The sequence below is a fragment of the Thioalkalivibrio paradoxus ARh 1 genome (assembly GCF_000227685.2).
Classification (GTDB): Bacteria; Pseudomonadota; Gammaproteobacteria; order Ectothiorhodospirales; family Ectothiorhodospiraceae; genus Thioalkalivibrio; species Thioalkalivibrio paradoxus.
Genome location: NZ_CP007029.1, coordinates 1,260,846 through 1,284,832 on the forward strand (window position 1 = coordinate 1,260,846; position 23,987 = coordinate 1,284,832).

Genomic DNA, 23,987 nt, shown 5'->3' on the forward strand with positions numbered 1-23,987 from the left:
ATGCTGCCACATCTCAATTTCGCCGAATCGAACATCAACTTTCTGGGGCGCCGCAAGATCGCGATCGCCTTTTCGATCGTTCTGATCCTCGCGTCGGTGCTGCTGCTGGCCACGCGGGGCCTGAATTTCGGCATCGACTTCACCGGCGGCACGCTGGTCGAGGTCGGGTATCCCGACGCGGTGGAACTGGATCCGATCCGGCAGCAACTGGACGAAGGCGGCTTCGAGCGCGCGACGGTGGTGTATTTCGGCACGTCGCGGGACGTGCTGATTCGGTTGCCGCCGCGGGCCGACGATCCGGACCAGGCCGAACTGTCGAACCAGGTGCTGCGCGCGCTGGAAGCGGGTGGCCCCGACGGCGTCGAACTGCGCCGGGTGGAATTCGTCGGCCCGGCGGTCGGCGAGGAACTGCGCGAGCAGGGCGGCCTGGCGATGATCTATGCGCTGTTCGGGATCCTGATCTACGTGGCAGTGCGTTTCGAGTGGCGCTTCGCGGTGGGTTCGGTGCTGGCACTGGTGCACGACGTGACGCTGACGCTCGGTTTCTTCGCATTGACGCAGATGGAGTTCGATCTCGCGGTGCTTGCGGCGGTACTCGCGGTAATCGGCTATTCGCTGAACGACACCATCGTCGTCTATGACCGAATACGCGAGAACTTCCGGATATTGCGCAAGGAAGGCACCGAATTCGTGATGAACAACGCGGTAAACAAGACGCTGGCGCGGACCATCGTCACCAGTACCACCACCTTGCTGGTGCTGCTGGCGCTGTTCGTGCTCGGCGGTGCCGCGTTGAACAACTTCGCGATCGCGCTGATCGTTGGCGTGCTGGTCGGAACCTACTCGTCGATCTTCATCGCCGCGGCGGCCGCGCTGATGCTCGGCGTCGACCGCAAGGTCCTGCTGCCGGTGAAGAAAGAAGGGGCCGAGCAGGAAGAGACGCCCTGATCGAAGGGCGCCGGCGCAATCGCGTCAGGAACCGGCGGTCGCGGTGTCGGCCGCCAGCGCCGCGCGCAGGCGCTGCAGCATGGCCTTCAGCACCTTCGGGTTTCCGGCGACCACGTCCCCGCGCCGGAACACATCGGGTTTGCCTTCCCAGTCGCTGACCAGGCCGCCGGCTTCCTGCACCAGCAGCACGCCGGCCGCGATGTCCCAGTCGCGCAGCCCCATCTCCCAGAAGCCGTCGAAGCGCCCGGCGGCGACGTAGGCCAGGTCCAGCGCGGCCGATCCCGGCCGGCGCACGCCCGCCGTGTCCGGGATCAGCGCGCGCAGCGTGGCCAGGTAACGGTCGAGGTTCTGCTCGTCCCGAAACGGGATTCCGGTGCCGAGCAGGGCGCCGTGAAGGTCCGCGCGCTGACCGACGCGGATGCGGCGGTCGTTCAGGAACGCGCCGCCGCCACGGCTTGCGGTAAACAGCTCCTCGCCGATCGGGTTGTAGACCACCGCCTGTTCCAGCCGGCCGCGATGCCGCAGTGCGATCGAGATCGCGAAATGCGGGACGCTGTGCAGGAAGTTGGTGGTGCCGTCCAGCGGGTCGATCACCCAGACGTAGTCGTCCCCGGCCTGGTGGCCGCCTTCCTCGGCGAGGATGCCGTGGTCGGGATAGGCCTGGCGCAGGATCTGCACGATCGTCTGCTCGGCCTGCAGGTCGACCTCGGTGACGAAGTCGTTGCGGGTCTTTTCGCGGATGCTGACCTTGTCCGGGCGGTCCCAGGCGCGCGTGGTCACGCGGCCCGCCGCGCGCGCGGCCTTGATCGCGGTGTTCAGCATCGGATGCATGGGCACATCTCCGGTACGGCAGCAGGGATCGGGCCGCGAACGATACACAAGCCCGCCCGGAAGGGAAAGCGGCCCGCGCATCGCCGGAATGGCGGATGACGGCCTTCGGCCTCTTCCGCCCTACGGGACTGGTTCCACGATCCATCGCGAGCACGGGTAGGGCGGAAGAGCGCCAACGTCATCCGCCGAACGGCGTACGGGGCGGCCGCGCACGATTCCCGGTGGTTCCACGATCCATGGCGAGCACGGGTAGGGCGGAAGAGCGCCAGCGTCATCCGCCGAACGGCGTCCGGGGCGGCCGCGCACGATTCCCGGTGGTTCCACGATCCATCGCGAGCACGGGTAGGGCGGAAGAGCGCCAGCGTCATCCGCCGAACGGCGTATGAGGCGGCCGTGCGGCGGGTCCGACGCAGTACGCTCATCGTGACTGAGGCGTCAGAGCAGCACCTTCTCGATGCCGCCGGCACGGGCCTGGGCGATGAAGTCCTGCTGCCAGGTATCGCCGAGCTGGCGTTTCGCGAGTTCGACCACGATGTAGTCGGAGTCCAGCCCGGTGTCCTCGCGGTAGCGCGACAGCCCCTGCTGGCAGGCTGGGCAGGAGGTCAGGATCTTCACGTTCCCGTCGTGCGCACGCTCGGTGCCGGTCAGCGCGCGGATCCCCTGGTGCAGTTCTTCCTGCTTGCGGAAGCGCACCTGGCTGGCGATGTCGGGGCGGCTGATCGCGAAGGTGCCGGCCTCGCCACAGCAGCGGTCGGAGGGCAACACCGGCTGGCCGAGCAGCGCGTTCGCGACGGTGGTCGGTGCGTGGGTCTTCATCGGCGAGTGACAGGGGTCGTGGTACAGGTACTGCACTCCGGGAACGCCCTCGGTCTGCACGCCTTTTTCCATCAGGAACTCGTGGATGTCGAGCAGCCGGCAGCCGGGGAAGATGCGCTCGAATTCGTATTTCAGCATCTGGTCCATGCAGGTGCCGCAGGAAACGACCACGGTCTTGATGTCGAGGTAGTTCAGCGTGTTCGCCACACGGTGGAACAGCACGCGGTTTTCGGTGGTGATCGCCTGACCCTTCGCGGTGTCGCCGTTGCCGAGCTGCGGGTAGCCACAGCAGAGGTACCCGGGCGGCAGTACCGTCTGCACGCCGGCATCGAACAGCATCGCCAGCGTCGCGAGCCCGACCTGGCTGAACAGGCGCTCGGAACCGCAGCCGGGGAAGTAGAACACCGCCTCGGAGTCGATGTCGGTCTTCACCGGGTCGCGCAATACCGGGACGTAGCGGGCGTCCTCCAGCCCCAGCATCGCGCGGGTGGTCTGCGCGGGCAGGCCGGCCGGCATCGGCTTCTTCACGAAGTGGATCACCTGCGCCGGAATCTTCATCTTGCCGGTGGTCGCGCCCGGCGGCTTCTGCTCGTTCAGCAATCTCAGCTTGCGGAAGGTCATGTGGCCGAGACGCTGCGCGGCGTAGCCCCACTGGATCAGCCCCTTGCGCATCGCCTTGATCGTGGTCGGGTCCTTCACGTTCAGGAATGCCATCGACGCGGCGGTGGCCGGCTTGAAGTGGCGCTGGCCGCGGCTTTTCAGGATCGCGCGCATGTGCATGGTCACATCGCCGAAGTCGATGTTCACCGGACAGGGGCTCAGGCACTTGTGGCAGATCGTGCAGTGGTCGGCGACGTCGTTCATTTCGTCGAAATGCTGCAGCGACAGCCCGCGCCGCGTCTGCTCCTCGTACAGGAAGGCCTCGACGATCAGGCCGGTCGCGAGGATCTTGTTGCGCGGCGAGTACAGCAGGTTCGCGCGCGGCACGTGGGTATTGCAGACGGGCTTGCACTTGCCGCAGCGCAGGCAGTCCTTGATCTCGTCGTTCAGCGCGCCGAGCGCGCTCTCCTCCAGAATCAATGCTTCCTGCTCGACCAGCCGCAGCGACGGCGTGTAGGCGTTCGCGAGGCCCGAGCCCGGCAGCAATTTGCCGGCGTTGAACACCCCTTGCGGGTCGGTCCGGCGCTTGTATTCGGCGAAGGCCTCGATCCGTTCGGGCTCGAGGAACTGCATCTTGGTGATGCCGATCCCGTGTTCGCCCGAGATCACGCCGCCGAGATCGCGGGCCAGCTTCATCACGGCATCGACCAGTCGCTCTGCGGCCTGCATCATCGGATAGTCGTTCGAGTTCACCGGGATGTTGGTGTGCACGTTGCCGTCGCCGGCGTGCATGTGCAGCGCGATGAACAGGCGGCTGGTCAGGATGCGGTCGTGGATGGCATTGATCCGCTTGCGCACGGATTCGAGCTGATGCCCGTCGAAGATCTCGAACAGCGGCCGCTCGACCTCGCGCCGGTAGGAGATGCGCAGGCTGCGCCGCAGCAGCAGGTCGATGATCCGGTCGCCCGGGCGCAGGTCGGCGCGGGCGGTGTCGTCCAGCCATGGGTCGCAATCGGTCGCGGCGCTGACGAAGTGCGCGTCGATCGCGGCCCACCGGCGTTGCACCGCTTCCAGCACTTCGACTGCCCGGGCGCGTTTGGCGTCGAACCAGTCCCAGCCCTCGCTGCCGCTCTCGCCCAGCAGTTCGCGCAACTCGGGATGTTCGCCGCGCAGGCAATCCAGGATCTCGTCGATCATCGCGCGCTTGTTCTTCAGCGATTCGCGCACGTTCAGCGTTTCGATGCCCTCGGTGTATTCGGCGAGCCGCTCCAGCGGGATCACCACGTCCTCGTTGATCTTGAAGGCGTTGGTGTGGGCGGCGATCGCGGCGGTGCGCGCGCGGTCGGCCCAGAACCGCTTGCGCGCTTCGGGGCTGATGGCGATGAAACCGTCGCCGTTGCGCGCATTGGCGGCGCGCACCATCGCCGCGGCACGGCGCGCGAGCGCGTCCTCGTCGTCGGAGACGATGTCGGCGATCAGGATCATCTTCGGCGCCTCGCCACGGGCGCCCTTGGGCGTGTACTTCACCGCCTTCACGTAGCGTTCGTCGAGGTGCTCGAGCCCGGCGAGCAGCACGTCGGGGTCGTGGTCCACCGCGTTCTTGCTCTCGACGATCGCCGGCACCGCCTGGTGCAGGTCGCTGCCGTAGAACTCGAGGCAGACGGTGCGGACGTGCTCGGGCATCCGGTGCAGGATGAACTCGGCCGAGGTGATCAGGCCGTCACAGCCCTCCTTCTGGATGCCGGGCAGGCCCATCAGCGCCTTGTCGGTCACGTCCTTGCCGAGCCCGGCCTTGCGGAACGCCGGGCCGGGAAGTTCCAGGATCTCGGGTTCGCCGCTGGGCGTCTCGCCGTCGGGCTCGTAGCGCGTGATGCGGAAGCGGACGGTCGCCGCGTCGTGGATCTTGCCCAGGTTGTGCTCGAGCCGTTCCACCTGCAGCCAGTGGGCCTGCGGCGTGACCATGCGCCAGGACGCAAGGTTGTCCAGCGCCGTGCCCCACAGCACCGCCTTCTTGCCGCCGGCGTTCATCGCGATGTTGCCGCCGATCGTGGAGGCGTCCTGCGAAGTGGGGTCGACGGCGAACACGAGCCCGTTCTCGGCCGCGAGCTCGGAAACCCGGCGGGTGACGACGCCGGCTTCGACGCGGACGGTTGCGACCTCCCGATCGACGCCGGGCAGGCGCCGGTGCTGCACCGGACCGATCGCCTCGAGCTTCTCGGTGTTGATCACCGCCGCGCGCGGGGTCAGCGGTACGGCGCTGCCGGTGTAGCCGGTGCCGCCGCCGCGGGGAATCACGGTGAGCCCGAGTTCGATGCAGGCGGCGACCAGTCGGCCCATCTCGGCCTCGGAATCGGGGGTCAACACCACGAAGGGCAGTTCCACGCGCCAGTCGGTGGCGTCGGTCACATGCGAGACCCGGGCCAGCCCGCCGAAGCCGATGTTGTCGCGATGGGTCAGGCCGGACAGACGCCTGCGCACCCGTTCGCGCAGATTGGCGGTGTCGCGAAACGACGCGGCGAAGCTGGCGACCGCTGCCTCGGCCCGGCGCGCGAGCTTCAGCGCCTTCTCGTTGCCGTCGGCGCGCGCGACGATCTGCTCGATGCGCTGGCGCATCGCGTCGATCAGCGCATGCCGGCGCTTGCGGTCGCCGAGCAGGTCGTCCTGGATGTAGGGGTTGCGGGAGACGACCCAGAGGTCGCCGAGCACCTCGAACAGCATCCGCGCGGATACCCCGGTGCGCCGCTCGCCGCGCAGCTCGTTCAGGAGATCCCAGTAGGCCGAGCCGAGGAAGCGGATCACGATCTCGCGATCGGAGAACGACGTGTAGTTGTAGGGGATCTCGCGGATGCGTTCGGCAGTCATGAAGGCGGGGTCCGGATGCGGGGAGGGCGCTACAGGGTACCGGCCGCTGGCGGCAAAATCACGAACGCCCATGGCTTTTCCGTGAAGCCCTTCCGCGCCCGCGTCATTGCGGGTGCGGGAAGCGGATCTGGCTCGAATAGGGGAACACGTCACCGTGGACGCCGTCGCGGATGTCCTGCTGACGGGCGCGCCAGTAGCGGTAGTCGAACAGCTCCGGGTGGGTATCGTTCAGGATCTGCCGGACTTCCGGGTCTTGGCACAGAAACGTCGGAAACTCTTCGGGAAAGATGTCGTGCGGGCCGACCGAGAACCAGGGCTCGGCGCTCAGTTCATCCTCGGGCGTCATCGCTGCGGGGATCCGGCGAAAGTTGCAGTCGGTCAGATAGGCGATCTCGTCGTAGTCGTAGAACACGACCTTGCCCAGGCAGTTCACGCCGAAGTTCTTGAACAGCAGGTCGCCAGGGAAGATGTTCACCGCCATCAGCTGCTTGATCGCCAGTCCCCAGTCGTCCAGCACCGCTTCGCGTTCCTCGAAGTCGGCTTCGTCCAGGAACAGGTTCAGCGGCAGCATCCGCCGCTCGATATACAGGTGCTTGATCACCAGTGCGTCGCCGTCGAACTCCAGCAGCGAGGGGATTTCTGCCCGGAGCTCGGCGAGCAGCTCCGGCGGGAAGCGATCCAGCGGGAACGCGACATCCGAGAATTCCAGCGTGTCGGCCATGCGCCCGACGCGGTCGTGCAGCTTCACCTGCTGGTAGCGCTGCTTCACCTGCTCGTGGGTCACGTCCTTCGGCGGCGGGAAACGGTCGCGGATCACCTTGAACACGTAGCCATAGGAGGGCAGCGTGAACACCAGCATCACCATGCCCGGCGTGCCTTCGGCCAGCTTGAATTCGTCGCCGCTCTGCGCCAGATGGGCCAGGAAATCGCGGTAGAACTCGTTCTTCGCCTGCTTCTGGAAGCCGATGCTCATGTACAGCTCGGCCAGCGGCTTGTCGGGCATCAGCGTTTGCAGGAACGCGACCGTGGCTGCGGGGACTGGCGTCTTCGCCATGAAATAGGCGCGCGCGAAGTTGAACACCGCCTCCATCTGCTCCCGCGTGGTCAGCAGTGTGTCGGCGCGGATCGCGCCCTGCTCGGTGTTGATCAGCGGGATCACGAACGGCTCCACCTCCTCGTCCCAGGTCACCCTGCCGATCAGGTACGCGGCCTTGTTCCGGAAGAACGGCGATTCCAGCACGTCGATGCGCAGTTCCTCCATGCGCGCGGCAGCCTGCGGTGCACGCTCGCGGAATGCCTCGGCGATGCGCTGTACGTCGCGGTCGATGTCCTCGTAGGGGATGCTGAAGTAGAACGCCGACAGGATTTCCCAGATGCATTGCTCGAGCCCGGCTGCCCGCGGATGGAAGGACATGCAGACCCGGTAATGCGCCGCCAGCTCGGTGCGGTCGATCGTCGACTCCACGAAGATGTTGTCGTTGTGGTAGTACTTGCGCGCAAACAGCTGGCAGAACACCGAGTTGAAGAACGTTTCCGCCAGTTCGGGCCGGCTGTGATGGCGCAGCAGGTCGGTATAGAGGCGCTTCACTTCCTGCCAGAGCGGCTCGTCCAGACAATCGATCTCGAAGGTCGAGTGCAGCTTCGCGATCGTTTCGCGCACGCGGTCGTCGTAAAAGCTGATGCGCTGGGCCGAGGCCTCGCGCACCGCATCCCAGTCCGCGCGTTCGAAACGCTGCCGGGCGTCGCTGGTGATCTCCGCGAAGAACGAGTAGTGGCGTTCGAAACCGGTCAGGATCGCGCGCGCCAGCTGCGATGCGCGCCGGTGGCGCCCCCTGCGCGAGGCGAGGGTGTCGGGGCCTTCGCGTTCCGGGCAGGTGGCCAGTTGTTCGCGTGCTGTCGCCATGCTTCCTCGGATGTTCCGCTTTACGAGACGCGGGATTTGGACTATTTTGCTGCAATGCACAAGCTGCAGCAACTTCCGGTTGGGAGACGCCCGGCTTGCCTGTAGTGGACAACGCCAGAGTTCAGATTGCGCCGTTTCACGGCCGCTTCGGAGGACTTGAAATGCCCCATACCGACATCCCAAGCCGCGAGCAGCAGATCCATGCCCTGGAGCAGGAATGGGCCGAGCAGCCCCGCTGGCAGGGGGTTCGCCGCGGTTACTCGGCCGCCGACGTGGTCCGGCTACGGGGTTCGGTTCGCCCCGAGTACAGCTATGCGCGGATGGGCGCGGAAAAACTCTGGCAGCGCTTGCACGGCGGGGCGCGCAAGGGCTACGTGAACGCGCTCGGCACGCTGACTGGCGGCCAGGCGTTGCAGCAGGCGCGGGCCGGGCTCGAGGCGATCTACCTGTCGGGCTGGCAGGTCGCGGCCGACGGCAACACCTCGGAGACGATGTATCCCGATCAGTCGCTGTACGCCTACGACTCGGTGCCGGCGATGGTGCGGCGGATCAACAATGCCTTCCAGCGCGGCGACGAGATCCAGTGGTCGCGCGGCATCGGCCCCGGCGACGATGGCTACGTCGATTACTTCCTGCCGATCGTCGCCGACGCCGAGGCGGGTTTCGGCGGCGTGCTGAACGCCTTCGAACTGATGAAGAACATGATCGTCGCCGGGGCCGCCGGCGTGCATTTCGAGGACCAGCTCGCGGCGGTGAAGAAGTGCGGCCACATGGGCGGCAAGGTGCTGGTGCCGACGCAGGAGGCGGTGCAGAAGTTGATCGCGGCGCGGCTCGCGGCCGACGTGATGGGGGTGCCGACGATCCTGCTCGCGCGCACCGACGCCGAGGCGGCGAATCTGCTGACCAGCGACGTCGACGACAATGACCGGCCGTTTCTGACCGGCCAGCGTACCTCCGAGGGCTTCTTCCGAGTGCGGAATGGCCTCGAGCAGGCGATCAGCCGCGGCGTCGCGTATGCGCCGTACGCGGACCTGGTCTGGTGCGAGACCGGCACGCCGGATCTCGGTTTCGCGCGCGAGTTCGCGCAGGCGGTGCGCGCGGAGAACCCGAACCAGCTGCTGGCGTACAACTGCTCGCCGTCATTCAACTGGAAGAAGAACCTGACCGACGCGCAGATCGCGAGTTTCCAGGACGAGCTGTCCACGCTGGGGTACAAGTACCAGTTCATCACGCTGGCGGGGATCCACAGCATGTGGTTCAACATGTTCGACCTCGCCCACGACTACGCGCGAGGGGAGGGGATGCGCCACTACGTGGAGAAGGTGCAGCAGCCCGAATTCGCGGCGCGCGAGCGCGGCTACACCTTCGTTTCGCACCAGCAGGAAGTCGGCGCCGGCTATTTCGACGACGTGACGACCGTGATCCAGGGCGGCGGCTCCTCGGTCACCGCGCTGAAGGGCTCGACCGAGGAAGAGCAGTTCTGACGAACGGCGCCCGGGCCCGCGCCGGCCCGTCCATGCCGGGCGGGATAGCATGGGTAGGGCGGAAGAGGCCGAAGGCCGTCATCCGCCGTTCCCACGTCTGGGTTGCCGCGGACCCGCGCTGGCCCGTCCTTGTCGGGCGGGATAGGATGGGTAGGGCGGAAGAGGCCGAAGGCCGTCATCCGCCGTTCCCAGGCCGGGGTTGCCGCGGACCCGCGCTGGCCCGTCCTTGTCGGCCGGGATAGACTTCAGGTCGAGGCATCCGGAACGGAGGGATCGCCATGGGACTGGCGCGGCGCGACAGCATTCATCATACCTACGGCGACTACCTCGGCTGGCCCGAGGATGTACGCTACGAACTGATCGATGGCGAGGCCTTCCTGATGGCGCCGGGCCCGGACCTGGAACATCAGGATATCGCCGGGGAGATTTTTCGCCAGTTGGCGAATGCCCTCGACGGCAGAAACTGCCGCCCCTACATCGCCCCCCTCGACGTCCGCCTGCCCAAGGCCAACGAAGCGGACGAGCAGATCGACACGGTCGTGCAACCCGACGTGCTGGTTGTCTGCGATCCCGCCCGGCTCGACCGGCGCGGCGTGCGTGGTGCTCCCGACCTGGTGGTCGAGGTGCAGTCGCCGTCCACCGCCGCCCACGATCACGTGCGCAAGCGGCGGGTGTACGAGCGCGCCGGGGTCAAGGAATACTGGCTGGTGCACCCCACCGACCGGATGGTCACGATCTACCGGCTCGCCGATGGCGAGTACGGCAAGCCGGAGATTCAGGAGCTGCAGGGCGAGACGGCCGTGGCGGTGCTGCCGGGGGTCGCGATCGCCTGGGACGCACTGATCGCAAGGCTGCCCCCGGTCGAGCCTTGATCCGGCAATTCGCGTACCCGACGCGGGCACGCCCTGGCCGATGCCGGCATCATGGGGCGGTGAGCGATACCGGGGAATGGACATGAACGACGAGATCCGCAGCAAGTGGGATGCGCGCCACGCCGAAGGCGACGTGGCCGCCGCACGGCCCTGCGCGGTGCTCGAGGCCTACGCGAACCTGCTCCCACGCGCCGGGACGGCGCTGGACCTCGCTTGCGGGCTCGGCGGCAATGCCCAGTGGCTCGCGAGCCGGGGCCTGGAAACCACCGCCTGGGATATCTCCCCGGTGGCCATCGGCCGGCTCGGTCAGTACGCGGGGGAGCGGGGGCTGCCGATCCGGGCCGAGGTCCGCGACGTGGAACGGGCGCCACCGGAGCCGGAGCGTTTCGACGTGATCGTGGTGTCCTACTTCCTCGACTGCGAGCTGGCACCCGCGCTGGTACGGGCGCTGCGCCCCGGCGGGCTGCTGTTCTACCAGACCTGGACGCAGGAGGCGGTCGACGCCCGTGGCCCGGAAAACCCCGCGTTTCGTCTCGCACCGAACGAACTGCTCGAGCTGTTCGCCGACCTGCGCCTGATCGCCTACCGCGAGGAAGGCGTCGTCGGTGACCCGGGGCAGGGCTTACGCAACGAGGCCTGGCTGGTCGCGACCCGGAATCCCTAGCCCCCACAGCGGATCCGGGCGGCCACTTCCCGACCAAGGAGTACGTGTAGGGCGGAAGAGGCCGAAGGCCGTCATCCGCCATCCGGCGCCGGGGAGGCGCGAACGCCGAGCGGCGGATGACGCTGCGCTTTTCCGCCCTACAGGTCTGTAATCCACCGTGTGGGAGCGAGCTTCGCTCGCGAAACGGCGTTGGGGTGGGTCGCCAGCGCCAGGCGCGCCTGCGGCGCGTTCGCGTGCAAGGCACGCTCCCACAGAGGCCCGGGCATGGTCGCGGCTTTGCCGGTGCCGCGGCGGCGGCTGCTACGCCGGGTTCCGCAGCAGCGCCACGTTCCGAGCCGGGAACTCGCAGTGCCAGCCGTGGCGGCGCGCGATCGCGGCGAAGCTGCGTTTGCGGTAGAACACGACATGCGTCGGGTCGCGGCGGTAGTTCCAGCGCGCGAACGCGGCGTCGTCGGTCTGGAAACAGGTCTGGATCGCAAGCCAGCCGCCCGGACGGAGCAGCGCCGCCAGCCGGTCGAACTCCCGGGCGGGGTGGTGGAAATGCTCGGCCACCTCGGTGCAGGTCACGAAGTCGTAGCGCCGCTCCAGCGCCTCGGGATCGCGGTGGAAGAACGGGTCGTACAGCCTGACCCGGTGCCCGGCTTCCTCGAATATCGCGGCGAGCGCCGGGGCAGGACCGCAGCCGTAGTCGAGCCCATGCCGCCGCGGTTTCAGACGCGCGAGCAGCGGTTGTGCCAACTGCCCGAGAAACTCGCGGTATGCGCGGTCATCCACGCGATTGCGATGGAGGCGGTACTCGGCAATTTCCACCTCCGGAGTCGGGAGCTGGTCACGGCACAGGAACGTCGCTTCGCAGGCTCCGCAGCGCAGGTAATCCCGTTCGCCGATGGTCGCGAACAGGCGGCTCGACTCGGCAAGGCAGACCGGGCATCGTCTTTGGCTCCGAAAGCCACCCGAGACCTCGCCGGCTGCAAAGCGGGCATCACCGATGGCTGCCGCCATGGCCGTGACAATCGTTCAGGGCGTGTCCGAAGCGAGACGGAACCCCAGCATCTGCCAGCGCTGGTGCGGGTAGAAGAAGCTGCGGTAGCTCGCGCGGATGTGGTCGGTGGACGTCAGGCAGGATCCGCCGCGCACGCTGATCTGGTTGCACATGAACTTGCCGTTGTACTCGCCCAGTGAGCCGGCAAGGGGCCGGAATCCCGGATAGGCGACGTAGGGCGAACCGGTCCACTCCCAGGCGTCGCCGAAGAGCTGCGTGAGCCCCGGCTGCGTGGCTGGGACGGTCCGCAGCCAGCCGGACTCGAGCAAATTGCCGTGTATCGGGCCGGCTGCGGCCGCTGCCTCCCATTCCGCCTCGAGCGGCAACCGCGCCCCGGCCCAGCGCGCGAAGGCATCGGCCTCGTAGAAGGACACGTGGCACACCGGAGCACTGGGCAGTATCGGCTGCCAGCCACCCAGCGTGAACTCCTGCGCAAGATCCTCCGACCAGTACAGCGGCCGTTGCCATCGTTCGCCCTGGACGTGTGCCCAACCGTCCGCCAGCCACAGGGCCGCATCCTCGTAGCCGCCGTCGTCGATGAAGTCGCGAAAATCCGCGTTCGTCACCAGCCGGTTGGCGAGACGATGAGGCGGCAGCCGAACCTGGTGGCGCGGGGTCTCATTGTCGAAGTGAAACCCCACATTCCCCGCACCGATCTCGACCTCACCGCCCGCGCAGGAGACGAACTCAAGGCCGGGCGCCTCGACCCCGGGCGGCCGTTCGAGTTGGGCGTCGTACGCAGGTCCCAGCGGGTTGGTCCAGAAGACGTGCTTGATGTCGGTGAGCAGCAGTTCCTGGTGTTGCTGTTCGTGATGCAGGCCCAGCGTCACCCTCGTGGCGACGTCGGGATCGTCGGCCGAGCGTGCCAACAGCCGCTGCATCGCGTCGTCGACATGGGCGCGGAACGCGAGTATTTCCGACACCGTGGGCCGCGTCAGCAGGCCGCGCTCAGGCCGCGGGTGCATGGCGCCGACGGTGTAGTAGTACGAATTGAAGAGATAGTGCCAGCGCTCGTCGAAGGGCCGGTAACCGGGCAGATACGGCTGCAGCACGAAGTGCTCGAAAAACCAGGTCACGTGCGCGAGATGCCATTTCGTCGGGCTCACGTCCGGCATCGTCTGGACGACCTGGTCCTCGGGCATCAGCGTTCGGGCGAGGTGCTCGGAGAGTGCGCGCACGCGCCCGTAGGTTTCCAGGAGCGGGGATTCCGGAAGACTTTGTGCAGCGGCTGAGGCGGGGGGCATGTGAGAGCCTCCTCGGTACCGGGAAGTCGCCGCCGGCAGGGGGCCGACGACCGGGGCCCCACGGTGCCCCATCGGCGGGTCAGGAATCAAGTTCGCATGCCCGCGCGGATCGGACAACGGGGACTCGCACGAGGTACGCCGGCGATACCCCGGGGCCACGGCCCGGCGGGGCACGAGCCCCTGTTCCGGGTGGCAGTCCTAGTCCGCGATCGTCATCTGCCGCAGGCTGTCGCGCAGCACCCCGGCGGATGCCTCCAGCCCGCGGCGCTCGGCGTCGTCGACCTCGGGCGCGAGCCGGTACTCCACCCCGTGGGCACCGATCACGCAGGGCACGCTGAAGCACACGTCGCGCTGGCCGTAGTCGCCCTCGGGGTTCACCGATACCGGGAGCACGCTGCGCTGGTCCTCGAGGATCACTCGGACCAGGTAGGCGATCACCAGGCCGATCGCGGTGTTCGTGTAGCCCTTGCGCGAGATGATGTCGAACGCCGCGGTGCGCACACGCTGGAACAGCGTTTCCATCGCTTCCGGGTCGAAACGCTGGCCGTTGATCACGTGGTTCATCACCGACAGGCCGCCGATCATCGCGCCGCTCCAGATCGGCACCTCGGAATCGCCGTGTTCGCCGAGAATGTAGGCGTGGACCGAGCGGGGGTTGACCTGGTACCAGTCGCCGAGCAGCGAGCGAAAGCGCGAGGTGTCGAGCATCGTGCCGGTGCCGATCACCCTGCGCGTCGGACGGCGGCTCAGCTGCTGCATCACGTGGGTCAGGATGTCGACCGGGTTGGTCGCGATCACCAGCACCGCGTCGGGCGCATGGCGGTCGAGTTCCGCGGCGACCTCGCGGAAGACCGCGGCGTTTCGATTCAGCAGGTCGAGCCGGGATTCTCCCGGTTTCTGGTTGACCCCGGCCGTGATCACGATTACCTGGCAGCCGGCGAGAGCGTCGTAGTCGGCCGCGCGGACCGTCACCCGGCCGACCAGCGGCTGGCCGTGCATCAGGTCCATCGCTTCGCCCTCGGCGCGCTGGCGGTTCTTGTCGACGAGCACGATCTCGCTCGCCAGCTGGCGCTGGAAGATCGCGTACGCCGCCGCAATGCCCACGTTGCCGGTGCCGATGATGCCTACGGACGATCTCGCCATGGAGCTGCTCCTGGTGGAAGCGCTGCGTGAAGCCTGTTCCGGTGCTGCCGGCGCGGACAGTCTGGCGAGACGCCCGGCATGGTTCAAGAAACAGACACCCCGGGAGTGGGCACCGCTCCCTTAAGGAAACGCTGATTGATCCGTCATCGCGAGGAGCGAAGCCTTACTGTGAAAGAACCCGTGTCGCGCCCCGGGTGTTCCGTGTGGTGGATGACGCTGCGCTATTCCGCCCTACGGGTCGTCAGGGACACGAGACAGGCCGTGACTTTCATGCCAAAGCGTGCCGTTGCGTTCAGGCTCCCTGCCGCTCGGCTTTCTGCACCGCGCGCCAGTGATGCAGCAGCGGCTCGGTGTAGCCCGAGGGTTGCTCGCGGCCCTTGAAGATCAGGTCGGAGGCGGCGCGGAACGCGATCGATGCGTCGAAGTCGGCGGCCATCGGCTGATACAGGGGGTCGTCCCGGTTCTGCTCGTCGACCACGGCCGCCATGCGCTGCAGCGTCGCATGCACCCGGCCGGCGTCGACCACGCCGTGGTGCAGCCAGTTGGCGATGTGCTGGCTGGAGATGCGCAGCGTTGCGCGGTCCTCCATCAGGCCGACGTCGTGGATGTCCGGGACCTTCGAGCAGCCGATCCCCTGCTGCACCCAGCGCACCACGTAGCCGAGGATGCCCTGACAGTTGTTGTCGAGCTCCTGCTGGATCTCCTCGTCCGACCACTGCGCGCGTTCCACCACCGGCACCTCGAGCAGGTCGTCGAGCAGCTGTCGCTCCATCTCCGGCTCGAGGCCGGCCTCCATCTCCCGCTGGATCGCGGCGACGTCGGCCTCGTGGTAGTGCAGTGCGTGCAGCACGGCCGCGGTGGGCGAGGGCACCCAGGCGGTGTTGGCGCCGGCCTTCGGATGGCCGATCTTCTGTTCGAGCATTGCCGCCATCCTGTCCGGCATCGCCCACATGCCCTTGCCGATCTGCGCGCGCCCGCGCAGGCCGCAGGCGAGGCCGACCACGACGTTGTTGCGCTCGTAGGCGGCGATCCACTTCGCACCCTTCATGTCGCCCTTGCGCAGCACCGGGCCGGCCTCCATCGCGGTGTGGATCTCGTCGCCGGTGCGGTCGAGAAAGCCGGTGTTGATGAACACCACGCGCGCGGCCGCGGCGGCGATGCAGGCCTTCAGGTTCACCGAGCTGCGGCGTTCCTCGTCCATGATGCCCATCTTCAGGGTGTTGCGCGGCAGACGCAGCAGGTCCTCGATATGGTTGAACAGCGTGCAGGCGAATGCGACCTCGTCGGGGCCGTGCATCTTCGGCTTCACGATGTAGACGGAGCCGGTGCGGGAGTTGCCGGCATCCTTGCGCTTCAGGTCGTGCAATGCGAGCAGGCTGGTGACGATGCCGTCGAGAATGCCTTCGGGCACCTCGTTGCCGTCGGCGTCGAGTAGCGCGGGCGTGGTCATCAGATGGCCGACGTTGCGCACGAACATCAGCGAACGGCCGGGCAGGCGGAGCGTGCCGCCGTCCGGGGCGGTGTACTCGCGGTCGGGGTTCAAGCGCCGAGTGATTACCTTGCCGCCCTTCTGGAACGAGGCTTCGAGATCGCCCTGCATCAGCCCGAGCCAGTTGCGGTATACGCCGACCTTGTCCTCGGCATCGACCGCGGCCACCGAGTCCTCGCAGTCCATGATCGTGGTCACCGCCGCCTCGACCAGAATGTCCTTGATGCTGGCTGCGTCCTCGCGCCCGATCGGATGGGTGGGGTCGAACTGGATCTCGAGGTGCAGGCCGTGGTTTTTCAGCAGCACCGCCGAGGGCTTCGTGGTCTCCCCCTGGTAGCCAGCGAACCGTGCCGGATCTTCGAGCACGGTCTCGTCGTCGTTGTCCAGGTTCACGATCAGCCGGCCTTCGTCGATCATGTAGCCGACCGCGTCGTGGTGGGATCCGGACTGGAGCGGCGCCACGCGGTCGAGCAGGTCGCGCGCGTAGGCGACGACCTTCCGGCCCCGAGCCGGATTGTAGTCGGTGCGGCGTTCGGCGCCGTCGTCGTCGGGTATCGCGTCGGTGCCGTAGAGGGCATCGTACAGGCTGCCCCAGCGCGCGTTCGCCGCGTTCAGCGCATAGCGGGCGTTGCTGACCGGCACGACGAGCTGCGGTCCTGCCTGCACCGCGATTTCGGGATCGACGTTGGCGGTGCGGACGGCGACGCCGGCAGGCGCTTCGACCAGGTAGCCGATTTCTTCCAGGAATTCGCGGTAGGCAGCCAGGTCGTGGACCGGCCCGGCGTGTTCGCGATGCCATGCATCGATCTGCTGCTGCAGCCGGTCACGTCGTTCGAGGATCTCCCGGTTGCGCGGAGCCAGCTCGCCGACCAGCGCATCGACACCAGCCCAGAACGCCTCGGGTTCGATGCCCGTGCCCGGGAGGGCTTCGCCGGCGATGAAACGGTCGAGTTCGGCGGCCACTTGCAGCCGCTCACGGGTCACGTAGTGGGTCATGATGGCTCGCCCTTGGTTGTGTGGGTACGTTCGGCACGGCTGCGCCGCCGGGCCGGATCCGGACCATGATGCCACGCCCGGCGGGTCGGAAGTGCCGCTTTACCGCATGCGGCGCGTCAGGATGTTTCCTGGTGCTGCAGCGCCGAGTCGACGGCCTCGATCCAATGGCGGACGGGGGTACGGCGGGCGGAGGCAAGGTGAACCTGGCAGCCGATGTTCGCGGTGACGATCCGTTCGGGATTGCCGGCCTCCAGCGCCCGCATCTTCCGGTCCCGCAGCCGGCGCGCGAGGGTCGGTTGGGTGATCGAGTTCGTGCCACCGGACCCGCAGCAGAGATGGGCATCGGCCACCGGGGTCAGCCGGAAACCGAGGCGGGACAGCACCGTTTCGACCGCGCCGCCGAGCCCTTGGGCATGCTGCAGCGTGCAGGGGCAGTGGAACGCGAGCGATTCAGCACCTTGTAGCTCGAGCCGTTCCAGCGGTTCCTTCTGCAGCACTTCGACCAGATCGCGTGCGCGCCGGCTGACCGTTGCCGCCTTCTCTGCATAGGCGGGGTCGTCGGCCAGCAATCGACCGTATTCCTTCACGAAGGCGCCGCAGCCGCTTGCGGTCTGCACGATGGCTTCGGCGCCGGCCTCGATCTCCGGCCACCAGGCGTCGATGTTGGCACGGGCCCGGTCCAGCCCGCTCCGCTGCGCGTTCAGGTGGTAATCCAATGCACCGCAGCAGCCTGCGGCCGCCGCCGGCTGGAGGTCGATCCCCAGACGGTCGAGGACGCGTGCTGCGGCCGCATTGGTGTTCGGCGAGAGCCCGGGCTGTACGCAGCCCTCGAGGATCAGCATGCGGCGCGGGTGCCGCCCAGGCTGGGGCCGCTCGCCCGGGTCGGGCGGGGCAGGCGGCACCTTATCGCGCAGGCTCGCCGGCAGCAGCGGACGCACGCCGCGGGCCACCCGGAACAGGACCGTGGCGGCCCGGGCGGAGCCCATGACCCGGCGCAGCAGGTAGCGAAAGGCCCGTTCCCGGAGCCCGCGCGGAACGCGGGCCTCGATCGCGACGCGGCCGATGTCCAGCAGCCGGTGATACTCGACGCCCGAGGGGCAGGTGGTCTCGCAGTTCCGGCAGGTCAGGCAGCGGTCGAGGTGCAGCCGGGTTCCCGCCGTGATCCGCGGGTCGGTGTCCGCGTGTTCGAGCAGCGCCTTGATCAGGTAGATGCGCCCGCGCGGGCCGTCGCGCTCGTCGCCGAGCAGTTGGTAGGTGGGGCAGGTCGCGTTGCAGAAGCCGCAGTGCACGCAGCTGCGCAGGATGCGGTCCGCCTCGCGGATGCCGGGATCCTGCAGTGCCGTTGCGCTGAAATGCGTCTGCATCGTCAGAGATCCGGGTAGAGTCGGCCAGGGTTGAAGATGCCGCGGGGATCCAGTTGCGCCTTCAGCTGCCGGTGGTATTTCGCGAGCGCCGAGGCCAGCGGGTGGAACGGATCGGCGGCACCGGGCGTATAGCAGGTGGCATGACCTCCCGCGCGGGCCGCCGCGTCGCGGATGCCCCGGGCGTCGGCGCTGCTGCGCAGCCAGCGCTGGGCGCCGCCCCAGTCGTAGAACCAGTCGCCTTCGGGTTCCAGCGGGGCGGTCCGCTGCGGCAGCGACAGCCGCCACAGCGGGCGTGGGTCGGCGGGGTCGAAGAACGCAAGGCGGTGCTCGCGCAGATTCTGCCAGAACGCCGGATCCAGATCCTCGCCGCCGAGTCGGGCCCGGCTCGCGGCCACGGAGCGGCGGCCGCCTTCGAGGCGCAGGTACAGCACGCCGTCGTGCCAGGCAGCGGCGGTGAGCGGAACCGGCTGCCGGCCCCACTTGGCCAGTTTCGCCATCGCATTCTGCAGCGGCAGCGCGAGGCGGAGGCTGTGCGCAGCCGCGGGCAGGGGCAGCACCTTCATCGACACCTCGGTGATCACGCCGAGGGTGCCCTGAGCGCCGGTCATCAGCCGCGACAGATCGTATCCGGCGACGTTCTTCATGACTTCGCCGCCGAAGCGAAGCTCTCGGCCCCGGTGGCTGATCAGGCGCGTGCCCAGCACGAAGTCGCGCACCGCGCCGGACCAGGGGCGGCGCGGTCCCGAGAGTCCGGTCGCCACCATGCCGCCGACAGTCGCAGCGGTTCCGAAATGCGGCGGTTCGAACGGAAGATGCTGGCCCTCTGCCGCCAGCGTGCGTTCGAGTTCCGCGAGGGGGGTGCCCGCGCGCACCGACACCACCAGTTCGACCGGGTCGTAGTGGGTGACCCCGCGATGAGGGGTCACATCGAGTGTCGCCGCTGCCACCGGGCGGCCATAGAAGGCCTTGGTTCCCCCGCCTGCGATTCGCAGCCGGGTGCCCGTCGCGTCGGCGTCGGCGACGTGGTCGCAGAGTTGGGCCGCGATGTCGCGGTCCACGGACTCCGGGCGATCGGTCGGGGTCATAGGGGCGGTCTGAGCTTGGGTGGGAACGGGAGCGATTGCGATGCCCTGCAGCCCGCGCTACGCGCGCCGTCGCGGGTCTGCGGGTCGCGCCGCCCCGGACGGCACCGTCCAGCTTCGGGGTCTGGGAGGTGGTCTGCCCGGCGCATGGGTCAGAACCTGGGGAGTTCCGGGTGGGGAAGCCGGTTGTTGTGCACATGCATCGCGCCGTACTCGGCGCAGCGCGCAAGCGTCGGGATGTTCTTGCCCGGGTTCAGCATTCGGTCCGGGTCGAATGCGGCTTTCACCGCATGAAACACCGTGATTTCGTCGGGGCGGAACTGGGTACACATCTGGTTGATTTTCTCGCGCCCGACGCCATGCTCGCCGGTGATGCTGCCGCCGACCTCGACGCAGAGTTCGAGAATGCGTGCGCCGACGCGCTCGGCGCGCTCCAGCTCGCCGGGCCGATTGGCATCGAACAGGATCAGCGGGTGCATGTTGCCGTCGCCCGCATGGAAAACGTTCGCCACCGCCAGGCCGGATTCCGCCGACAGCGCCGCGATCCCCTTCAGCACCCGGGGGAGTTCGCGCCGGGGGATGGTGCCGTCCATGCAGTAATAGTCCGGTGCCAGGCGGCCGACCGCGGGGAACGCGTTCTTGCGCCCGGCCCAGAAACGCGCGCGCTCGGCGTCGTCACGGGCGAGCACGATGTCGGTGGCACCGGCCTGCGCCAGCACCTCGCGCACGCGCTGGCACTCGTCGGCGACGTCGGCCTCGACCCCATCGAGTTCGCAGAGCAGGATCGCCTGCGCCTCCACCGGGTAGCCGGCGTGGATGAAGTCCTCCGCCGCGCGGATCGCGAGGTTGTCCATCATTTCCAGACCGCCGGGAATGATGCCCGCGGCAATGATATCGCCCACCGCGCGGCCGGCTTTCTCCACGTCGTCGAAGCTCGCCAGGATCACCTTGGCGGATTCGGGCCGCGGCAGCAGTTTCACCGTGACCTCGGTGATGATTCCGAGCATGCCCTCCGAGCCGTTGAACAGTGCCAGCAGGTCGTAGCCCGGTGCATCGAGCGCCGCCGAGCCCAGCGCGAGCCGCTCGCCCTCCAGCGTGATCGCCTCGACCGCCAGCACATTGTGCACGGTCAGGCCGTACTTCAGGCAATGCACGCCGCCGGCGTTCTCGGCGACGTTGCCGCCGATCGAACAGGCGATCTGCGACGACGGGTCAGGGGCATAGTACAGACCGTACGCTGCGGCGGCTTCGGAGATCGCGAGATTGCGCACTCCCGGCTGTACCCGGGCGATGCGCGCATCGGGGTCGAGTTCGAGGATTCGGTCGAAGCGCGACATCACCAGCAGCACGCCCTGTTCCAGCGGCAGTGCGCCCCCGGAAAGCCCGGTGCCGGCGCCGCGTGTCACCACCGGCACGCGGAGTTCGCGGCAGGTGCGCAGCAGCGTTACGACCTGCGCCACCGTCTCGGGCAGCGCGACCAGCATCGGCATCACCCGGTACGCGGACAGGCCGTCGCACTCGAACGGGCGCCGATCCTCGTCCCGGTGCAGCAGCGTCATTCCGGGCAGCGCGGCCCGCAGGCGCTCGAACGTGGTCGCGGCGTCCACCGCGGGCAGCGGGCCGTCGAGCCGTTCGTCGAACAGGATGTTCATCGCGTTGCCTCGGTGGAGTAGGACGTGTCGCCCCGGCATTGATCCGGGATCCATCGGCGCCGGGTACTCTAGCCTGCCGGCGGTCCCCGCGTCGCAGTGACCGCATTCTGTCGCAGGGAACTGCCGCGGCGCGACAGGCCGTATGCGGCGGCGGGTCGCAGCCGAATTTGGGGTAGAGACTTGCGTCGGGGCCGTCGCTGTGGATTGATGGCAGCAGGGTAGCCGGTGCTGACGCACGTCCGTCGCCGGCAGCCGGGTGCCGCGGGCTTCGGGAATCCGCAGATCCGGCCGGGGCCGGGGTTCCTTCGGGAGGAGGCAAGATGCAACGTATCCAACCAATCATCGTTCTGGTGGCCGCGCTTGGATTCACCGCGATCGCCGGGCCAGCGATCGCGGAACTCCGGGTGCAGGCGTTGTTTCAGGGCAAGGCGCTGTTCATGCTGGACGGCCAGCGCGTCCTGCTGAGCGACGGGGAGACGGGGCCGGATGGGCTTCGCCTGTTGCGTGCGACCAGCGAGTCGGCGTTGGTCGAGTACCAGGGGCGACAACAACAGCTGGGCCTCGAGCGGGGCCGTTTCGCGGGTGCCTACCAAACCCAGCCGCCCCCCGAATTGCGCCTGCTTCCCAGTTCAGAGTTTGGAGGGTATCGGGTCAGCGGAACCATCAACGGACGTTCCGTCGCGTTCGTCGTCGACACCGGAGCCACGCTGATTACCCTGAGTCAGCAACAGGCGGAACAGCTGCGGCTGCCTCTGTCCGGAGGGGATCCGGTTTCGGTCGAAACCGCTTCGGGACGGGTCACGGGCCAGCGCATGCTGCTGGAACGGGTGCAGATCGGCGGTCTGGAGCAGCGCAACGTCGGTGCCGTGGTGCTGCCGGGCGACCACCCATCAACGGCGCTGCTGGGCATGAGCTTTCTGAGTCGCCTGGACATCCGCAACGAAGGCCCCACGCTGGTTTTGCAGGCGCGCTGATCGCCGAGCCTCGCAAGCGTGCCGGCGATGCCGGCTTCCTCCCTGCGCGGTGTGCGATGTACTCAGACAGGACTTCCGGCCAAACACTGGGCAAGGGGTTCTGTGACTGCGAGCGCAGCGCGGCGGTGTGTTTTTCGAGAGGTCAGGGGAAGCGATGACTCAGGAAACCGATCGGCGGCGGGTGTTCTTTGCGCTGTGGCCGGACGATGCGCTGCGCGCGCGCCTCGCGCGTCTTTCCCGGGATCTGCATGCCAACGGCCGGCTGGTTCCGGTCGAGCACCTGCACCTGACCTTGGCTTTCGCCGGGGTCGTGGCCACGCCGGTCGTGACCCGGATCGCCCGCGATGCCGATCGTCTGGTGCGGCCCGCCGTCCGCCTGACGCTGGATCATCTGGGCCATTTCCGCCGTCCGCGGATCGCCTGGGTCGGTCCTTCGGAGACACCGGCGGCACTCGACGCGCTCGCGCAATCGCTGAGCGGGATCTGCCGCGATGCGGGAGTGCAGATGGACGACCGTCCTTTCCGGCCCCACGTGACGCTGCGGCGGTTCGTGACCCGGATGACATCCGGCCCGATCGAGCCGATCGACTGGGTCGCGCCCGAGATGGTGCTGATCGAATCGGGGCGGGGTGGGCATCCGGGGCCGTACCGGGTCCTGCAGCGCTGGCGCCTGGCGGAGGGCGCGCCGCCGGCCGACTGACCGGCGTAGGGGTGGCGCGTTGAATCAGGCCAGCATGCGCCAGCCGACCCAGACCAGTGCGAAGCCGATGCCGAAGGCAAGCCCGAACCAGGCGAGCAGGCGCAGCCAGAATCCGGGCCGTGCCGCCGCCGGCATATGCGAATCGGTGACCACGCGCAGCGTGAGCCAGGCGATCACCGGAGCGGCGAGGAAGGAGAGCGTGGTCGCGAAGTCGATCAGTTGCGTGAACGCCGCGCCGGCAAAGTACAGAATCAGCAGCGCCCCCGCGATCACTCCCGCCAGCGCCAGCAGGTAGGTCGCCCGGTTGTGCGGTTCCCGGGCCCGGGGATCGTCCGGGCCGAACCGCGCGACGGCGAGCAGTGCGGCGAGCACGCGTGGGTAGGCGTCGGTGACCGCAAGGGTGGTGCTGAACATCGTGCTCAGGGCTGCCACCGCGATCAGCGGGCGGCTCCATTCCCCCAATGTGCCGGCGTAGAGATCGACCAGCTGCGCCGAAAATCCGACGGCCGAGTCGGCGAAGCCGACGCCGCTGGCGTACATCAGCAGCGCGCCGAGCAGCAGGAACGCCGCGGCCAGCAGGGTCGCGCCGATGTAGCCGATGCGGAAGTCGATCAGGGCATTGCGCAGCGTGGGCGTCTGCCCGGTCGCCTGTGCGCGCTCCTGGCTCCAGAGCGAATGCCAGACCGCGACCTCGAGCGGGATCGGCATCCAACCGATCAGCGCCAGCAGGAACGCGAAGCCGGTTGCCGTCCAGAGCTGCGGTGCCAGTTGCAGCCCGCTGATGGTGGTCATTTCCTGCAGACCGCCGAACGCGAGCACCACGGCGGCGACGGTCGAGACCGTCAGTGCCGCCATGATCATCTTCATCGCAAGATCGAGCCCGCGGTAGTTCCCGATCGCCAGCAGCAGCAGGCAGGCCAACAGGATCCCGGTCGCCAGCGTGGCGGGCGACGCGTCGATTCCGAACACGAGGCCAGCCAGCCCGGCCGTCACCACGGTGACCACCGCCAGGATGATGAACATCGTGGCGAGGGTGATCAGCGCGAACAGCGCGAGCGCCCAGCGGCCGAGTCTGCGGTAGCCGACGAGCAGGTTCTCGCCGGTGGCGGCGACGTAGCGCGGGCCGAATTCGAGGAAGGGATATTTCAACAGGCAGGCGAGCAGCACCACCGGGAGCAGCAGCAGCCCGAACTCGGCACCCGCCCGGGTTGACTGCACGAGGTGGGACACGCCGACCGCGGCGCCGGCCATCAATAGTCCGGGGCCGATTGCGGCGCGCAGCGGCGACATCGCCGAACGGGTCATCGAGGTTCGGTGGAGG

At 68.0% G+C, this 23,987-nt stretch carries 17 protein-coding genes; 6 read left to right on the forward strand and 11 right to left on the reverse strand.

Features of this window, described 5'->3' with window-relative positions:
- Entirely contained in the window at window positions 1-948 is a 948-nt protein-coding gene (secF, locus tag THITH_RS05875; RefSeq protein WP_006748558.1) for a protein translocase subunit SecF, read from the forward strand.
- A 24-nt stretch (window positions 949-972) separates the two neighbouring features.
- On the opposite strand, the gene THITH_RS05880 is transcribed toward secF, so the two are convergent.
- The 3 genes from THITH_RS05880 to aceK form a co-directional block, all read right to left on the reverse strand.
- Window positions 973-1,779: an inositol monophosphatase family protein gene (locus THITH_RS05880; protein WP_006748559.1), complete on the reverse strand. Its 807-nt coding sequence runs from the start codon at window positions 1,777-1,779 to the stop codon at window positions 973-975.
- A gap of 435 nt (window positions 1,780-2,214) precedes the next feature.
- A complete protein-coding gene (locus THITH_RS05885; RefSeq protein WP_006748560.1) occupies window positions 2,215-6,057 on the reverse strand; it encodes a DUF3683 domain-containing protein in 3,843 nt (1,280 codons plus the stop codon).
- A 103-nt stretch (window positions 6,058-6,160) separates the two neighbouring features.
- Window positions 6,161-7,960: a bifunctional isocitrate dehydrogenase kinase/phosphatase gene (gene aceK / locus THITH_RS05890; RefSeq protein ID WP_006748561.1), complete on the reverse strand. Its 1,800-nt coding sequence runs from the start codon at window positions 7,958-7,960 to the stop codon at window positions 6,161-6,163.
- 161 nt (window positions 7,961-8,121) lie between these two features.
- On the opposite strand from aceK, the gene aceA reads away from it, so the two are divergent.
- The 3 genes from aceA (at window position 8,122) to THITH_RS05905 (ending at window position 10,980) form a co-directional block, all read left to right on the forward strand.
- Window positions 8,122-9,444: an isocitrate lyase gene (gene aceA, locus THITH_RS05895; RefSeq protein ID WP_006748562.1), complete on the forward strand. Its 1,323-nt coding sequence runs from the start codon at window positions 8,122-8,124 to the stop codon at window positions 9,442-9,444.
- 278 nt (window positions 9,445-9,722) lie between these two features.
- Window positions 9,723-10,316 (forward strand): Uma2 family endonuclease, encoded by a 594-nt coding sequence (locus THITH_RS05900; protein WP_006748563.1) that lies wholly within the window; start codon window positions 9,723-9,725, stop codon window positions 10,314-10,316.
- Between the two features lie 82 nt (window positions 10,317-10,398).
- Window positions 10,399-10,980: a class I SAM-dependent methyltransferase gene (locus THITH_RS05905; RefSeq protein ID WP_006748564.1), complete on the forward strand. Its 582-nt coding sequence runs from the start codon at window positions 10,399-10,401 to the stop codon at window positions 10,978-10,980.
- Window positions 10,981-11,280: 300 nt separating this feature from the next.
- Here THITH_RS05905 and THITH_RS05910 read toward each other — a convergent pair whose 3' ends face one another.
- The 7 genes from THITH_RS05910 to glcD all read right to left on the reverse strand — a co-directional run bounded on the left by THITH_RS05910 (window position 11,281) and on the right by glcD (window position 20,992).
- Entirely contained in the window at window positions 11,281-11,982 is a 702-nt protein-coding gene (locus tag THITH_RS05910) for a class I SAM-dependent methyltransferase (protein WP_006748565.1), read from the reverse strand.
- Between the two features lie 15 nt (window positions 11,983-11,997).
- Window positions 11,998-13,266 (reverse strand): ergothioneine biosynthesis protein EgtB, encoded by a 1,269-nt coding sequence (gene egtB / locus THITH_RS05915; RefSeq protein WP_006748566.1) that lies wholly within the window; start codon window positions 13,264-13,266, stop codon window positions 11,998-12,000.
- 198 nt (window positions 13,267-13,464) lie between these two features.
- On the reverse strand, window positions 13,465-14,409 hold the full coding sequence (locus THITH_RS05920) for an L-lactate dehydrogenase (protein WP_006748567.1): 945 nt from the start codon (window positions 14,407-14,409) through the stop codon (window positions 13,465-13,467).
- Between the two features lie 292 nt (window positions 14,410-14,701).
- Window positions 14,702-16,894 (reverse strand): malate synthase G, encoded by a 2,193-nt coding sequence (locus THITH_RS05925; protein ID WP_006748568.1) that lies wholly within the window; start codon window positions 16,892-16,894, stop codon window positions 14,702-14,704.
- Window positions 16,895-17,010: 116 nt separating this feature from the next.
- Entirely contained in the window at window positions 17,011-18,258 is a 1,248-nt protein-coding gene (gene glcF / locus THITH_RS05930; RefSeq protein WP_006748569.1) for a glycolate oxidase subunit GlcF, read from the reverse strand.
- A gap of 2 nt (window positions 18,259-18,260) precedes the next feature.
- Complete coding sequence (gene glcE / locus THITH_RS05935) at window positions 18,261-19,343, reverse strand: glycolate oxidase subunit GlcE (RefSeq protein WP_006748570.1); 1,083 nt, start codon at window positions 19,341-19,343, stop codon at window positions 18,261-18,263.
- Window positions 19,344-19,492: 149 nt separating this feature from the next.
- Window positions 19,493-20,992 (reverse strand): glycolate oxidase subunit GlcD, encoded by a 1,500-nt coding sequence (gene glcD, locus THITH_RS05940; protein WP_006748571.1) that lies wholly within the window; start codon window positions 20,990-20,992, stop codon window positions 19,493-19,495.
- A 320-nt stretch (window positions 20,993-21,312) separates the two neighbouring features.
- On the opposite strand from glcD, the gene THITH_RS05945 reads away from it, so the two are divergent.
- Together THITH_RS05945 and thpR are read left to right on the forward strand one after the other, a co-directional pair.
- On the forward strand, window positions 21,313-21,966 hold the full coding sequence (locus THITH_RS05945) for a retropepsin-like aspartic protease family protein (protein ID WP_006748572.1): 654 nt from the start codon (window positions 21,313-21,315) through the stop codon (window positions 21,964-21,966).
- 154 nt (window positions 21,967-22,120) lie between these two features.
- On the forward strand, window positions 22,121-22,666 hold the full coding sequence (thpR, locus tag THITH_RS05950; protein ID WP_006748573.1) for an RNA 2',3'-cyclic phosphodiesterase: 546 nt from the start codon (window positions 22,121-22,123) through the stop codon (window positions 22,664-22,666).
- A 24-nt stretch (window positions 22,667-22,690) separates the two neighbouring features.
- Here the strand turns inward: thpR and THITH_RS05955 are convergent, their stop codons facing one another.
- Window positions 22,691-23,971, reverse strand: coding sequence for an Nramp family divalent metal transporter (locus THITH_RS05955; protein ID WP_025367329.1), 1,281 nt, complete (start codon window positions 23,969-23,971; stop codon window positions 22,691-22,693).
- Window positions 23,972-23,987 lie beyond the last annotated feature (16 nt).

What these genes read in the sequence shown, in the direction of transcription:
- thpR (WP_006748573.1), top strand. Translation starts at nt 22,121, where the DNA reads ATGACTCAGGAAACCGATCGGCGGCGGGTGTTCTTTGCGCTGTGGCCG.
- THITH_RS05945 (WP_006748572.1), top strand. Translation starts at nt 21,313, where the DNA reads ATGCAACGTATCCAACCAATCATCGTTCTGGTGGCCGCGCTTGGATTC.
- THITH_RS05900 (WP_006748563.1), top strand. Translation starts at nt 9,723, where the DNA reads ATGGGACTGGCGCGGCGCGACAGCATTCATCATACCTACGGCGACTAC.
- egtB (WP_006748566.1), bottom strand. Translation starts at nt 13,266, where the DNA reads ATGCCCCCCGCCTCAGCCGCTGCACAAAGTCTTCCGGAATCCCCGCTC.
- glcE (WP_006748570.1), bottom strand. Translation starts at nt 19,343, where the DNA reads ATGACCCCGACCGATCGCCCGGAGTCCGTGGACCGCGACATCGCGGCC.
- THITH_RS05880 (WP_006748559.1), bottom strand. Translation starts at nt 1,779, where the DNA reads ATGCATCCGATGCTGAACACCGCGATCAAGGCCGCGCGCGCGGCGGGC.
- THITH_RS05905 (WP_006748564.1), top strand. Translation starts at nt 10,399, where the DNA reads ATGAACGACGAGATCCGCAGCAAGTGGGATGCGCGCCACGCCGAAGGC.
- glcD (WP_006748571.1), bottom strand. Translation starts at nt 20,992, where the DNA reads ATGAACATCCTGTTCGACGAACGGCTCGACGGCCCGCTGCCCGCGGTG.
- aceK (WP_006748561.1), bottom strand. Translation starts at nt 7,960, where the DNA reads ATGGCGACAGCACGCGAACAACTGGCCACCTGCCCGGAACGCGAAGGC.
- secF (WP_006748558.1), top strand. Translation starts at nt 1, where the DNA reads ATGCTGCCACATCTCAATTTCGCCGAATCGAACATCAACTTTCTGGGG.
- THITH_RS05955 (WP_025367329.1), bottom strand. Translation starts at nt 23,971, where the DNA reads ATGACCCGTTCGGCGATGTCGCCGCTGCGCGCCGCAATCGGCCCCGGA.
- THITH_RS05925 (WP_006748568.1), bottom strand. Translation starts at nt 16,894, where the DNA reads ATGACCCACTACGTGACCCGTGAGCGGCTGCAAGTGGCCGCCGAACTC.
- glcF (WP_006748569.1), bottom strand. Translation starts at nt 18,258, where the DNA reads ATGCAGACGCATTTCAGCGCAACGGCACTGCAGGATCCCGGCATCCGC.
- aceA (WP_006748562.1), top strand. Translation starts at nt 8,122, where the DNA reads ATGCCCCATACCGACATCCCAAGCCGCGAGCAGCAGATCCATGCCCTG.
- THITH_RS05885 (WP_006748560.1), bottom strand. Translation starts at nt 6,057, where the DNA reads ATGACTGCCGAACGCATCCGCGAGATCCCCTACAACTACACGTCGTTC.
- THITH_RS05920 (WP_006748567.1), bottom strand. Translation starts at nt 14,409, where the DNA reads ATGGCGAGATCGTCCGTAGGCATCATCGGCACCGGCAACGTGGGCATT.
- THITH_RS05910 (WP_006748565.1), bottom strand. Translation starts at nt 11,982, where the DNA reads ATGGCGGCAGCCATCGGTGATGCCCGCTTTGCAGCCGGCGAGGTCTCG.